9 protein-coding genes are annotated in these 14,145 nt (G+C 66.5%); 4 read left to right on the top strand and 5 right to left on the bottom strand.

Going from position 1 to position 14,145, the window contains the following annotated elements; all coding sequences use genetic code 11:
• Positions 1-436 precede the first annotated feature (436 nt).
• Positions 437-586 (top strand): hypothetical protein, encoded by a 150-nt coding sequence (locus tag ACQR10_RS12925; RefSeq protein ID WP_316179605.1) that lies wholly within the window; start codon positions 437-439, stop codon positions 584-586.
• A 105-nt stretch (positions 587-691) separates the two neighbouring features.
• Here the strand turns inward: ACQR10_RS12925 and ACQR10_RS12920 are convergent, their stop codons facing one another.
• Complete coding sequence (locus tag ACQR10_RS12920) at positions 692-1,591, bottom strand: LysR family transcriptional regulator (RefSeq protein WP_316217175.1); 900 nt, start codon at positions 1,589-1,591, stop codon at positions 692-694.
• Positions 1,592-1,704: 113 nt separating this feature from the next.
• Here ACQR10_RS12920 and ACQR10_RS12915 point away from each other — a divergent pair, with 113 nt between their 5' ends.
• Positions 1,705-3,294: an NADH-quinone oxidoreductase subunit L gene (locus tag ACQR10_RS12915; RefSeq protein ID WP_316179601.1), complete on the top strand. Its 1,590-nt coding sequence runs from the start codon at positions 1,705-1,707 to the stop codon at positions 3,292-3,294.
• 13 nt (positions 3,295-3,307) lie between these two features.
• Complete coding sequence (locus ACQR10_RS12910) at positions 3,308-5,836, top strand: YbcC family protein (RefSeq protein WP_316217174.1); 2,529 nt, start codon at positions 3,308-3,310, stop codon at positions 5,834-5,836.
• A gap of 46 nt (positions 5,837-5,882) precedes the next feature.
• On the opposite strand, the gene ACQR10_RS12905 is transcribed toward ACQR10_RS12910, so the two are convergent.
• From ACQR10_RS12905 to ACQR10_RS12895, 3 genes are all read right to left on the bottom strand, one after another.
• Positions 5,883-8,687, bottom strand: a complete 2,805-nt coding sequence (locus ACQR10_RS12905; RefSeq protein ID WP_316217173.1) for a di-heme-cytochrome C peroxidase — start codon at positions 8,685-8,687, stop codon at positions 5,883-5,885.
• A gap of 187 nt (positions 8,688-8,874) precedes the next feature.
• Positions 8,875-10,668 (bottom strand): adenylate/guanylate cyclase domain-containing protein, encoded by a 1,794-nt coding sequence (locus ACQR10_RS12900; protein WP_315801827.1) that lies wholly within the window; start codon positions 10,666-10,668, stop codon positions 8,875-8,877.
• A 114-nt stretch (positions 10,669-10,782) separates the two neighbouring features.
• Positions 10,783-12,525, bottom strand: a complete 1,743-nt coding sequence (locus ACQR10_RS12895; protein ID WP_316217172.1) for an adenylate/guanylate cyclase domain-containing protein — start codon at positions 12,523-12,525, stop codon at positions 10,783-10,785.
• 181 nt (positions 12,526-12,706) lie between these two features.
• On the opposite strand from ACQR10_RS12895, the gene ACQR10_RS12890 reads away from it, so the two are divergent.
• Positions 12,707-13,348 (top strand): LysE family translocator, encoded by a 642-nt coding sequence (locus ACQR10_RS12890; RefSeq protein ID WP_316217171.1) that lies wholly within the window; start codon positions 12,707-12,709, stop codon positions 13,346-13,348.
• Positions 13,349-13,350: 2 nt separating this feature from the next.
• On the opposite strand, the gene ACQR10_RS12885 is transcribed toward ACQR10_RS12890, so the two are convergent.
• Positions 13,351-14,103 carry a sulfite exporter TauE/SafE family protein gene (locus ACQR10_RS12885; RefSeq protein ID WP_315801830.1) on the bottom strand — a complete coding sequence of 251 codons (753 nt, stop codon included), beginning with the start codon at positions 14,101-14,103 and terminating at the stop codon, positions 13,351-13,353.
• Between the last annotated feature and the right edge of the window lie 42 nt (positions 14,104-14,145).

Raw genomic sequence — 14,145 nt, 5'->3', positions numbered from 1 at the left:
TCTTCGACGCGATCCGTCCCTAACCGGATGTCACCAGCCGAATGAATGAGGGTAGCCTGACGGCTGCGGACACTTCATTCGGGGGGCGATGTACTTCCGCTGAGAAGCGTCGAACTAAGCGCGCCGCGCGTAGATGCGATCGCTCGGCGCGACGCGAACCACCATGCCTCGAGCGCGGTCGTAGTCCACCCTTGTCGTCGACATCATCCGTCAAGCGCGAGCTGTTAAGAAAATTCAACCTTTTCGAGCGCCGACGCCTCCCTCGTCCCGATGCATTTGTGAATCCGCCGTCAGTGTTAATCGGGCTTCATGCCGGGCTTGCTGTGCATTCAAGCATGCATTCACCACGCGGCGATCTCTCCAAGTTTGGAAACGTCCCGGTAACGCGCCGTCCCGCTAGTGGCGTCCACTAACGACATTCCTGGAGGAGACATTGATGATTATGAAGATTGCGCGGAAGCTGGTTGGTCCCCATGCGCTCAATTCCGGCTTCGGTCTGGTGACCATGTTCTCATTGACCGGCGTGGTCGCTTCACTCGTGCTGGTCCAGCACGGGGTGAATGTCAGCCCGCCCGCGATGTTCTGATCGAACCGCTGCCGACCCGGCCCCAGTCGGTAGTTGGTCCGCAGGACTCACCCGTCCCGAGGCGGGCTGCCTGCAACCTCTCTCGAGACAAGCTGTCACCGACAGTCATTCGGGCCGTGAACCGGTCTTCCTGGCGCGCGATCCGATCAGCTCGGCGACGAGCGGATTGGCGTAGCGGCGCTGCTGGCTCACGGCAAAGAACTGCTCCTTCAGCGCACTCAGCCGCGCGCGCTCGACGAGCGTGCCGGAGCGCAGCTCGTCGATCACGACGATCGACGGCACCAATGTGACGGTGCCGCTCTCGCGGGCCATCAGGCGCAGCATCGCCATGTCGTCGACCTCGGCGGCGATGATCGGGCGGATCCCGCCCGATCCGACTAGCGCATCGAAGGCCGAGCGCAGCGCGCTGCCTCGGCCGGGCAGGATCACGGGCGTCGTCGCGAGATCCTGCGGAAAGCGGAATCGCGCGGGCCCGGTCGGCTTGCGGCCGACGAGGCTGACGCGCTGTTCGTCGATCAGTGTGTTCTCGAAACTGCTGCGCATGTCCGGCGCTGCCGGATGGTTGGCGAGCACGAGGTCGAGCTTGTGGGAATCGAGCTGCTCCAGGAGCTCGGCGAACTGGCCGGTGCGGATGATCAGCTCAACGTCGACCCGCGCGATCAGCGGCTTCAGGTAGGCGATCTGGAAGTTGCGCGACAGGTTCGCCGCGGCGCCGACCCGCAGCAACTGTCGTCCCGGCCGTAGGCCCGACAGCGTCTCGATCAGCTCATGGCCGGACTTGAACACGCTGCCGGCATAGTCGAGCGCGATGCGCCCGGCCTCGGTGAGCTGCAGAGTGCGGCCGGTGCGCTCGAACAGCTTCTGCCCGAGCTGCGCCTCCAGCGCCTTGATCTGTACCGAGAGAGAGGAGGGCGAGACGTTGAGCCGCTGCGCGGCGCGGCTCATGCTGCCTTCGCTGGCGATGACCCAGAAATAGCGCAGGTGATGGTAGTTCAGGTGCGGCATGGCATCGTTCTATATTTTATAACGATCAGGTTCAATCATTGAAATTTTAAGAAGCATCGTGGGCCGGTAAAGCAGGGGGCAGCCGTCTCATTTGATCAACCTGTCGAGCCGTCATGAACCCGCTCATTCCCTGCCTCGCGGCGCTTGCGCCGCTCACGCTGTGTGTCGCCGCACTTGTGGGCATCCACGCCAGCGCCCGTGACGTTGCTCGCCGCGCGATCCTCGCCGCGGCGATCGCCTTCGGCATCGCGACGGTCGCGAGCCTCGCTGCGGCCGTCGTCGGGGCAGGGCGGACGCCGCTGCTTGGCGGATACGGCCTCGGGCTGTCGCTTCAGCTCGACGCGCTCGGCGCCATCCTCTCGGTTCTCGTCAGCTTCATCGGCATGGTCGTGGTGCGCTACAGCCGCAACTATCTCGACGGCGATCCAGGTCAGGTCCGGTTCACGCGCTGGCTGCTGCTGACCCTCGCCGCGGTGCTGACACTGCTGATCGCGGGCAATCTGGTGCTTCTGCTCGCCGCCTGGGTCGCGACGAGCCTTTCGCTCGGCAAGCTGCTGTTGTTCTACGAGACCCGGCCGGCTGCGATCCGCGCCTCGCGCAAGAAGTTCGTCGCGAGCCGGCTCGGCGACGCCTGCCTCGCACTCGCTGCGCTGCTGCTCTACATCCGGTTCGGCACGCTGGAGATTGCCGGCCTCGTCGCCCACGCCCGGGTGGGCGAGGGGGTTGGCTCTCCGATCGTCACGATTGCAGCGCTCCTGATCGTCGCGACCGCCATGCTGAAATCCGCCCAGCTGCCGCTGCATGGCTGGCTGATCGAGGTGATGGAGACGCCGACGCCGGTGTCGGCGCTGCTGCATGCCGGCATCATCAATGCCGGCGGCTTCCTGGTGCTCAGGCTCAGCGACGTGCTGCTGCTGGCCACGCCCGCGCTCGACGTCCTCGCGATCGTCGGCGGCGCCACCGCGCTGTTCGGCTCGCTGGTGATGCTGACGCAGACCTCGGTGAAGGTGCAACTGGCCTATTCGACGGTGGCGCAGATGGGCTTCATGCTGCTGCAATGCGGGCTCGGCGCCTTCTCCGCGGCGCTGCTGCACATCGTGGCGCACTCGCTCTACAAGGCGCATGCCTTCCTGTCCTCGGGCAGCATCATCGATCTTGCCCGGGCGTCCTGGACACCGAGCCCCGGCGGCCAGCCGCACGCGGCACGGCTGATCCTGGCGCTGGTCGCCGTGATCGGGCTCGCGCTGCTCACCGGGTTCGCCTTCGGCATGACCTTGCGCACCAACCCGGCGCAGATCGCACTCGGCTCGGTGCTGCTGATGGGGCTCGTTCACCTGATGGCCAACGCCATCGACGAGCGGCCGAACGCCTTCGTCGTCGCTCGCGCCGCGGTCACCGCGGCCGGTGTCGCGATCGTCTACTTCGCGCTGCAGGCCGCGATGGCCTGGCTGGTCGGGGGCAGCATCCCGGCTGCACGGCCGGTCGACGGCATCGTGCCGATGCTGATCGCGGCCGCCGTCGTCGTGTCGTTCGCGGCCGTCACCGTGTTCCAGAACCAGATGATGCGCCGCGCCGACGCGCCGTTCTGGATCGCGGCCTACGTCCACCTGCGCAACGGCCTCTATCTCAACACGCTCGCCAACCGTCTCGTGCTGACCTTAGGGCCGAGGCATTCGACCGCACGTCTCCCGTCCAACCAGTGATCCGAGATCTCCGATGACCCAGGCCGCCCTCGCCATGTCCATGGCCGATCCGCTCGACACCCCCGCCGATGCCGGGCTCATGGCCCGCATCGACAGCGCCTGTCAGCGGGTCGCGCCGCTGTGGCCGCTGAAGCACTTCGTCGCGGTCAATCCGTTCCTCGGCTTCACCGGCCAAAGCTTCGCGGCGACCGCCGCCACCTTCGAGCGCGTGGTGCGCACGCGCATGCTGATGCCGCGGGCGTATTACCGGCAGGCGCTCGATGACGGCCGGATCGACGATGCCGCGCTGACGCAGGCTCTCATGTCGCATCCATCCATGGGCCTCGACGTCGAACAGCTCAAGAGCAAGGCTCTTGCCGAGGCCGCGCAGTCGTCGCCGCCCGCCGTGGTCGCGACCGTCGCCGAGGTGCTCGACCGGCTCGCCGAGGGCGACCGCTACGTCTCGCTTGTCGCCTTCATGATCGACGAGATCTCGGCCTTCTGCGCCACCTATTTCGACGAGGGGCAGGCGAGCTGGCCGAGCCCAGTGCGCAAGCTCAAGCCCTACGCGGCCTGGCGCAAATTCGCGGCCTACGATCGCAATCCCGAGGCGATGGGCCTTGCCGGATTCCGGAAAGCCGTCGCGGAGCTGCCCGCCGATCCGGTGCAGGCGATCGGCCTGATCGTGGATCGGCTGGGAATCCCAGCTCGGGCCGTCGAGGACTATCTGGTGCGGGCGCTGTTCGATCTCGGCGGCTGGTCGGCCTATGCGCGCTATATCGGCTGGAACGCGCAGCTCGACGGCGGGCGAGACGATACTCTGCTGGAACTGCTGGCCATTCGGCTCGCCTGGGGCTTTGCGCTGTTCCAGGCACGGACCGACGAGGCGTTCAAGAAGGCCTGGGCGCAGGCGATGGCCGAGGCGGCCAAGCTGCCGGCCGACCACCGGCTCGAGGAGACGCCCGAGCTTGCGATCGATCTCATTCTGCATGAAGCCTACGAGATCGGGTTCCGCGAGAGGCTCGTCGCGAAGCTCGCCACCCATGGTGCGCAGCGATCGATCACGCAGCTGCCGGCCCGGCCGCTGGTCCAGGCCGCGTTCTGCATCGACGTGCGCTCGGAGATCTTCCGCCGCGCGCTGGAGACCGCCTATCCGGAAGCCGAGACCATCGGCTTCGCCGGTTTCTTCGGCTTCCCGATCGAATACGTGCCGATTGGCCACACCAGAGGCGGCGCGCAGTGCCCGGTGCTGCTGAAGCCCGCCTTCATCGTCTGCGAGGCCGTCAAGGGCGCCGACGATGTCGAGGAGGCTGAGGTGCTTGGCCTGCGTCTGCTGCGGCGGCGCGCCGCCAAGGCATGGAAGTCGTTCAAGGTCTCGGCCGTGTCGTCGTTCTCCTTCGTGGAGGCTGCGGGCCTCGGCTTCGCCGCCAAGATCGCGACCGATAGCGCCGGCGTCACACGGCCGGTGCCGTCGCCGGTCGTAGATGGTCTCGATCCGGAGGTCGCCTCGCGGGTGATGCCGCAACTGACGCCCGGCGAGCTCGGCGGGCGCGTGACCGGCTTCGACGACGTGCAGCGCGTCGCGATGGCGGAGGCGGTGCTGAAGGCGATGTCGCTGACCGGGCCGTTCGCGCGGCTCGTGCTACTGGCCGGCCACGGCAGCACGACGGTCAACAATCCGCACGCCTCCGGGCTCGATTGCGGCGCCTGCGGCGGTCACACGGGCGAAGCCAACGCGCGTGTCGCGGCAGCCGTGCTCAACGACCGGCGCGTCCGCGAGGGCCTCCGTGCCAAGGACATCGACATTCCCGCCGACTGCTGGTTCATCGGCGCGCTGCACGACACCACCACCGATGCGGTCACGCTGTTCGATGAGGACGACGTTCCGGCGGCGCTCGCGCAGGACCTCGCGCGGCTGAGGGCGCGGCTGACCGAGGCCGGACGGCTAGCGCGGCTCGAGCGCAGCGCGCTGCTCGGCATCCGCGACGCCTCGGACGTCGACAATGCGGTCGTCGCGCGCACCCGCGACTGGTCGCAGGTGCGGCCCGAATGGGGGCTCGCCGGCAACGCCGCCTTCATCGCCGCGCCGCGCAGCTTCACCCGCGGGCTTGACCTCGGCGGCCGCGTCTTCCTGCACTCCTACGAGGCGGGGCACGACGAGGGCCATCGGACGCTCGAACTGATCATGACGGCGCCGATGGTGGTCGCGAGCTGGATCAATCTGCAGTACTACGGCTCGACCGTGAACAATGCCGCCTTCGGCAGCGGCAACAAGGTGCTGCACAACATCGTCGGGCAACTCGGCGTGCTCGAGGGCAATGCCGGCGATCTCCGGGTCGGACTGCCCTGGCAGTCGGTGCATGACGGCACCCGCTTCATCCACGAGCCGGTTCGCCTGAACGTGTTCATCGCTGCGCCGGAGAGTGCGATGGACGAGATCATGCAACGCCACCAGGGCGTCCGCGATCTCGTCGCCAATGGCTGGGTGATGCTGCATTCGCTGAGCGAGCAGGGCACGACCATCCGGCGGTGCCTACGCCCCGGTCTCTGGAGGGCGGCATGACGCGCTGGCGCGCCTCGCCGTCGGCAAGGCGCGCCGCTTCACATCCTCACAACGTCTTCAGATACTCGATGAGGTCCCAGCGCTCGTCCTCCGAGAAGGCGCCGCCGATGATGCCGTTTGGATAATCCTTGTTGGGCTTCGTCGGGCCTTCGAAGGAATGACCGAGCGTGCTGTTGCCCTTGATGGGCTTGCCGCTCGAATCGCTGGCCATGAACAGCGTCTGTCCGACCTTGCACGCGCTCTCGCCGCCCTTCGGCACGGCGAAGCCGACCGCCTTCGGGTCATAGTCGCGCGCGCCCTGGCAGAACGACGTCGGCCGCTCGGCAGCCGGCGTCAGCAGCCAGTACAGCGATGGCACTGAGCCGTTGTGCAGATAGGGCGCGGTCGCCCAGACGCCGTTGAGCGGGCGGGCGCGATAGCTCTTGCCGGCCGGGTTGGGGCAGTTCCTGCGATCGCCCCACAATGCGGTCCGCTCTGCCTCGGAGAGCTTGCGGTCCTCCATCCATTTGTCACTGGCCTTCTGCACGACGGCCATCAGCGCCAGCGCATAGGGCATGTCCGTGGTCGAGTCCTGCGGCAGGTTGCAACCCTTCAGGTCCTTGGCCGGATCGACCTCGAGAAAGCCTGCCACCTTGACCTTGCGGTTGGCGAGAATGCTCGCCTGTCCAGGGTCGGTCTGCATCGCGTCGACCGGCTTCTGCACGAGGTCGAGGATCGGGCCCTTGGCATTCCAGCCCTTGCTCTCCCAGTCATCGGCCGGCTTGATCTTCCAGAAGCTCTTGTCCGGATAGGTCTTGTCGAACACGGTGTCGGCGACCGGCCCGAGATGGCACTCGACGCAGATCGTTGCATAGAGCTTCCGGCCGCGTTCGACGCGGGCCGGATCGATCTTCCAGGCGTCGTCGCCGGCGAACAGTTTCTCCGGCCATTTCGGCGAGGTCAGCCCGCCGAACGCGGGCGTCGTCGTCGCGAACGGATCGGGACCGCGCAGCATGTTCTCGATGTAGAGCAGATTTTCGATCGCCATCGACGAGCGCCACAGCTTGTCCCGTGCGGTCTCCGGCGAGAGGTTGATCTGTGCAAACACGCCGAGCGCCTCGCCGGCATTGCGGATCAAGGGCTGCGCGATCGAGCCGTCATACTGCGCCCAGGAGAACCACGGCACCGTCCAGATGGGCGGATACGACACCGGCGCGTCGATGGCCTCCTGGTTGCCGAGCATGTTCGGCAGGCCGCTCACGGCCATGTCGAGATAGAACACCTGGTTGCCGATGCGGTTGAGTGCATCGAGCCTGCCGAAGCCTTCCTCGGTCTCGATCTGCTTCTTGGCCTTGATCGTGTCCTTGTAGTTCTTGGCCTGCATGTTGAGCGCGAAGGAGGTCGCGTCCTTCAGCCCCTTCTTCAGGGCGTCGCGATCGGCATCGGTTGCATTGGGCCCAAGCACGCGATCGGCAAAGCGCGAGAAGCGTCCGGGCACGTATTGCGTGAAGATCATCGCAAAACCCATGGCTTCTTCCAGCTTGCGCAGGTCGACCATGCCGGGGCCGCCGTCGAAGCGCACGCTCACGCCTTTGTAGTGAATGCTGCCGGCGTGGCAGGCCGCGCAGGTGAGGCCGATCTTGTCGGATTGCGGCGCACCGGTGGTGGGATCGGCAGCGCCAGTGAGCCGCGCGAAGCCGACCGGCAGGCCGCCTTCATTGCCGGCCGGGGTCGGCTTGAGGCCTGCGGGCAGCGGCGCGGCGGGTTCGGTCTTGGCAGCCGTGGCGGCGTAGCCGAACGGCCGGAGGACGCTTGGGTCGCCGTCGACGCTCTTCGGGCTCGGGATGAAGCCGAAACGTTCGAGATAGGCGCTGTCGGAGATCAGGCCGGGCGCGCCGAACGGCGTCAGATAAGGCTGCTCCATCGCCATGAACCAGGCGTAGGGAATCGGGAAGGTCGCGGTGCCCTGCGTCACGTGGTGAAACCAGTGCCGGTCCTGCGTGCTCCAGCCCTGGTCGAGCCAGTAGGCCGCCTTGGTCGGCTCGGTCTCGGGCAGCGCGGGCGGCACCAGGGCCGCGGCATCGGACGGCAGGATGGAGCGTAGCTTGTCGCTCACCGCGTCCGGCGCTGCCACCCAGAGCAGCAGCAGCGCCAGCGCCGCGGCGACCGCGCCGCCGACGAGCGCCTTGCCGATGCGCCAGACGATGTTCGCGGGCTTGGGTTTGGCCATCAGCCGCGCGGCGATACGCTGCGGCAGGCGACGCTCGACGAACAGCGTGCGGACCTCGGCGACCGAGAGATAGCGGCCATCGCCGTCGCCCTTGCCGAGGATGTTCAGCAGCACCGGCCATTCGCCCTGCATCAGGATCGGGAAGTACCAGCGTGCCTGGTCGCCGTCGCGCGTCAGATTGGCCTTCATGAAGGTCTGGATCTGGGCCGCGTTGAGGCCGCGCTCGGTGCCCCCGTTGGGATCGGGATAGTCGCTGCCAAAGCTTGCGAAGCGGTCGATCTCCTCGGGATGGACCTTGGCCTCGGCGTCGAGGATGCGCGAGCCGCCGCCATGCTTGTCGAGCGGACCGTTGCGCAACTGGTCGAGATCGGCGCCGGACCACAGGCTCTTCAGGAGCCGCAGCGGCGACAGGCCGTTCGCGATCAGCGCCACGCCGAAGGTCTCGATGCCGACGAGCCGCTTCTTGAAGCCGGTCTCGCCGCTTGCCGCCTCGACCCGGTCGCCGATGGTCTTCAGCGGGACGCTGTGGCCGTCGACGAAGCCGCCGGCGACGAGCGCGCGCAGGAAGGGGCACGGGTTGTCGGACGAGACCGGAAGCTGTCCGGGCAGGGCGTCACGGGCGCGGGCGCTGTCTTCTTGCATCGAAGAACATCCTTGGAAAGCACCTGAGTGATGAAAACGAAATCACGCAAACAAACGAAGGCGGCGCCGAATTGCGCCGAGGAACGGGCGGGTCGGCCGCCGTCTGAACGCTACAATGCAATCATGAATGATTGGAGTAACCCGCCCAAGTGTCAACCTCAAGTGTCAACCTCAAGTCGCGATCGCGCTATTCGCCCGCGAATTTGGCCTTGGTGTCCACGAGGGTGAGCTTGGTCAACGGGATGCCGGCCTTGGTGAGGCCGTCGCGATAATGCGCGATGTCAGCAGGATTGCGCCAGCGGATGTTGCTCAGGAGGCGCTCGATCGTCATCCACGGATGCTGGCTCAAAAGCGCCGCGACGGCCTCGCCGGCTTCGACCGAGCGTCCGAGCTGCGCCAGCGCGGCGGCGCGGATCGCGAGGCACTGAAGATGGTTCGGATTCTGATAGTGCGACTCCCGCGCCCAGGACAGCGAGGCGTCGTACTGGCCGAGCATGTAGTGGCTGAACGCGCTCAGCACCGACCATTGATAGCGCGGATCGCTGTTGCCGCGCTGGGCAGCGACCGAGAACAGCTCGATCGCCTGACGGTGCTCGCCGCCGACGAGATGGCAGACGCCAAGCACGCCGCGCGCACCCATGTCATAGGGATTGAGCTGCAGCGCCTTGCGCGCCGCCTCCATCCCGGCCTCGACCCGGCCCTGCATGGCATGGACATAGGCCAGCAGCGAATAGGAGAACGACGAGCGGGAATCGAGCCGGACACCGGCCTCGGCCAGCGCCATTGCCTCGTCCCACAGCTCCCGTGAATTCCTGATCCAGCCGAAATGGATGCCCTGCAGCAGGATGGTGCCGAGATAGGTGTGGGCGATCGCGAGACCTGGGTCGATCCTGATCGCCTCGCGGAACAGCGCGATCGAGCTCTCGTAGTCGGCCTTGGTCGGTTGGTAGTAGTGCGACAGCCCGCGCAGGAAGCGGTCCCACGCCGTGAGGTCGGTCGTCTTGGACCGCACCGGCACCGCGGCCTCGGCGCGGTAGATCTCGGGGATCAGCGCGGTGCACAGGTTGGCGGTGATGTCGTCCTGCACGGCAAACAGGTCGCCGATGTCGCGGTCGTAGCGGCCGGCCCACAGCTGCTCGCCGTTCTCCGGCGCGACCAGCTCGGCGGTGACCCTGATCTTGTCGCCGGAGCGCCGCACCGAGCCCTGGATGAGATAGGTCGCATCGATCTCGCGTGCGATCAGGCGGGCGCTCATGCCGGCATGCTTGAAGGCGAAGGTGGAGTTGCGGCTGAGCACCCGGAAGAACGACTGCAGCGACAGCGCATGGATGAGGTCTTCCGCCAGGCCGTCCGAGAAGTACTCGTCGGTCTCGCCGCTGAGATTGGCGAATGGCAGCACGCCGACGATGGCGGTCCGGTATTGCGCCGGCAGGGCCGTGGCGGACCGCTGCTCGCGTCTCTTCTCCGGCGAGGACGGATCCCAGGTCCAGACGTTGATCGTGTCTTCGATGTTCTTGAAGCGGAACGGCCCGCGGTCGACGAAGGTGACTGTGAGGTGCTTGCTGGCTTCCTGGTAGGCCTTGTGGGAGACGGCAATTCCGCCAGGCGGTGCTGCGGCTTCAAGTCGCACCGCAGTATTGACGCCGTCGCCGAATACCTCGTCCTCATCGAAGATGACGTCGCCCATGTTGAGGCCGAGGCGAAACTGCATCACCCGGTCGGCCGGCAAATGAGCATTGCGCTCGGCCATCAGCTTCTGCACTTCGACCGAGGCCGCGATGGCGCCGACGACGCTCGGAAATTCCAGGAGAAACCCGTCTCCTGTGTATTTCACGATGCGGCCGCCGTGATTGAGGATGATCGGGTGGATGGCGCCGCGATGCGCCTTGAACGCGGCATGGGTTCCCGCCTCGTCGGCGCCCATCATCCGCGAGTAACCGACCACATCGGCACAGACAATCGCGGCCAGCCGTCTCTCCATTCCGTCTTTGCTCCCACACACGGCGATACCACGGCAACAGCGGTCGAATCCAATCAATTTGCGGAAGCAATGTGTAGGCCATGTGGCGGGCCGGCACCATGCGGCCCGATTGGCTCAAACCAGCCCGGCCCTGATCAGTCCGTCGCGGTAGTGATCGATATCCTCCCGGCGTTTCCATCGGATGTTCTTGATGTGGCGGTCGAGCGTCAGCCAGGGATATTGCGCGCGCAGCACGTCGACGGCGTCGCCCGCCTGATCGGTCGCGCCAAGCTGCGCCAGGGTCGCCGCGCGGATCGTCAGCGCCTGCAGATGGTTCGGGTAGAGAAACAGCTCCTCGCGGGCCCAGGACAACGCGGCCTCGTAGCGGCCGAGCAGGTAGTGGCTGTAGGCGTTCAGCGCCGGCCATTGGTAGCGCGGATCGCTGTTGCCGCGCTGGGCCGCGATCGAGAACAGATCGATCGCCTGCTGGTGCTCGCCGTTGACCATATGGCAAAGCCCGAGCACTCCGCGCGCGCCCATGTCGTAGGCATTGAGCTCGGTCGCCTTGCGCGCCGCCTTCATGCCGTCCTCATGGTCGCCCTGCATGGCCTGCACGAAGGCAAGGATCGCATAGGCGAACGACGAGCGCCCGTCGAGCCGCACGCTGTCCAGCGCCAGATTTTTCGCCTCGTCCCAGAGCTCGCGCGAGCCCTTGATCCAGCCGAAATTGATACCCTGCATCAGAATGGTCGCAAGATAAGCGTGGGCGAGCCCGAGAGTGGGATCGAGCGCAATCGCCTGCCGAAACAGCGAGATGGAGATCTCGTAGTCGGCCTTGGTCGGTCGGTAGTAGTGCGACAGACCGCGCAGGAAGCGGTCCCAGGCGGTCGGGTCGGTCGCCGGCGCACGGACCGGAATCGAGGCTTCAACACGATAGATCTCAGGCATCAGCGCCGCGCATAGGCTGGTGGTGATCTCGTCCTGCATCGCGAAGAGATCACCGACGTCGCCGTCGTAGCGACCGGTCCACAATTGAGCGCCGGTCTCGGGCGCGATCAGCTCCGCCGTCACGCGGAGCTTGTGACGAGAGCGCCGCACCGTTCCCTGAATCAGGTAGGTCGCATCGATCTCGCGTGCGATCAGGCGGGGATTGAGGCCGCGGTCCCTGAAGCGAAACGTCGAGGTGCGGCTCAGGACGCGAAAGAACGATTGCAGCGACAGCGCATGGATCAGGTCGTCCGCGAGCCCGTCGGCGAGATACGCGTCGGCGCCGTCGGAGAGGTTGACGAACGGCAGCACGCCGACGATCGCGGAGCGATATTGCGGCGGCAGGCCGGTGACGCTCGTCCCGCTCCGGATCGCCGCGCTACCCGGCTCCCATGTCCACGCCTGCACCGGCTCCTGAAGGTTCTTGAACTGAAAGCTTCCGGCGCTGGTCAGCTTGATGGGCAGTTGCGGGCCGGCCTCCTCATAAGCCTTGGCCGAGACGGCAACACCGCCCGGGACGGCGATCGATTCCAGATTGACGGCGACATTGATGCCGTCGCCGAAGGCCTCGCCGTCATCGACCGTGAACTCACCCTGATGGATTCCCAGCCGGAAGCGCATGTTGCGGTCGGACGGCAGATCGGCGTTGCGCTCCGCCATCAGGGACTGCATCTCGATCCCGAACTGGATGGCGCTGGCGGCGGTGGCGAATTCCAGCAGAAAGCCGTCGCCGGTGTGTTTGACGATGCGGCCGGCGTGGTTGAGGATGATCGGATGGATGGCGCCGCGATGAGCCTTGAAGGCGGCGTGCGTGCCGTCCTCGTCGATACCCATCATGCGCGAATAGCCGGCGACGTCGGCGCAAAGGATGGCGGCGAGGCGTCTTTCCATCACATCGTGCTCCCGCCTCGCGCATACCACGGCCGAGGCGGCCGAATCCAACGCTTTTCCGGAACCCATCGCGGCACCTCGCCATGCGTCCCCGCGCCGGCCTCTGCGGGGCGAGACGGCAATGCCGAGGCCAAGTATGGTTAGATATGGTTAGACCAGTATTGTTAGGAAATGCTCAATCATGCTCGGCATTCACGATCTGCCTTTGTTTCTCGTCTCCGGGCTGCTGCTCAACATCACGCCGGGTCCCGACACCGCCTACATCGTCGGCCGCAGCGCGCAGATGGGCTGGCGCGGCGGGGCCGCTGCCGCCTTCGGCATCAGCACGGGCTGCCTGGTCCACGTGTTCGGAAGCGCGATCGGGTTGTCGGCGCTGCTCACAGCCTCTGCCACGGCCTTCGCTGCGGTGAAATGGGCCGGTGCGGCTTATCTGGTCTATCTCGGCATCACGCAGCTTCTGGCGCGGCGGCCGGACGCCGCCAGGACGAGTGATGCGACGTCGATGCCGGTGGTGACGCTGCACCAGGCGTTCTGGCAGGGCGCGCTCACCAACATCCTCAATCCGAAGGTCGCGATGTTCTTCCTCGCCTTCCTGCCGCAATTCGTCGCAGCCGAGGCGCCGCACAAGGCGATCGCCTTCCTGCTGCTCGGCACGATCTTCATCGTCAACAGCACGATCTGGTGCCTCGGCGTCGCCGTCGTCGCGGCCCGTGCTGCGCGCCGCGTGCGCGGCTCGTCCGCCGCGCTGCTCTGGCTCAACCGCGCGATCGGCGGGCTGCTGATCTATCTCGGGGTCCGGATCGCGATGCTCGAGGCGCGCTGACTTTACCAGAGCAGCTCGATGACCGCCGTGCCGGCGAGATACAGGCCGAGCAGGATCATGGCGATCAGGAACACACGGCGGAACGCCTCGGCCGGCAGTCGGGATCGCGCCGCCTGGCCGGCATACATGCCGAGAAAGGCGCCGGCCATCGCGACCGCGCCGGGCAGGGCGGTGGCCGTGCTGAGCAGGCCGGAGCTCGTCAAGTTGAAGGCCAGCGTGACCGTGGCGACCGTGAAGAACACGCCGAGGGCCTGGACCAACTCGTCCTTCTCGAGCCCGATCGCCTGCATGTACGGTACCGAGGGTACGACCTGCACGCCGGTGGCGGCCGAGATCAGCCCGGTGACGAGCCCGACGATGCCGCCGACCCATTTCTCGTGCGGCGGAGCGACCTTGAAGGCGAGCTTGGTGAGGCCGAGCAGGGCATAGAGCATCAGCAAGACGCCGAGCGCGACGTTGCCCCAGCGGGTCGAGGCATGGCTGAGCGCGCCGGCGTTGAGGCAGATGCCGATCGCGGTGCCCAGCATCAGCGGCCACAGGCGCCTGGCGATATCGCGCAGGTAAGGTCCGGCGAAGGTCTGCCAGATGTTGGTGATCACGGCCGGCACGATGACGATGGCGAGCGCGCGGCCCGGCGGCATGGCGACCGCGAGCAGTCCGACGGAGATGGTCGGCAGGCCGAGGCCGAGCGCGCCCTTGACGAAGCCGGCCAAGGTGAGCGCGAAGGCGATGAAGATGAGGATGGGGTCGATCATGGTTGTCACATTGACCAGACTGCGCCGGCGGCACAATGTGGA

Source organism: Bradyrhizobium sp. HKCCYLRH2060, assembly GCF_051168135.1.
Classification (GTDB): Bacteria; Pseudomonadota; Alphaproteobacteria; order Rhizobiales; family Xanthobacteraceae; genus Bradyrhizobium.
The sequence above is the reverse complement of the archived record's forward strand: the minus strand, read 5'-3'. Positions and strand labels throughout refer to the sequence as shown.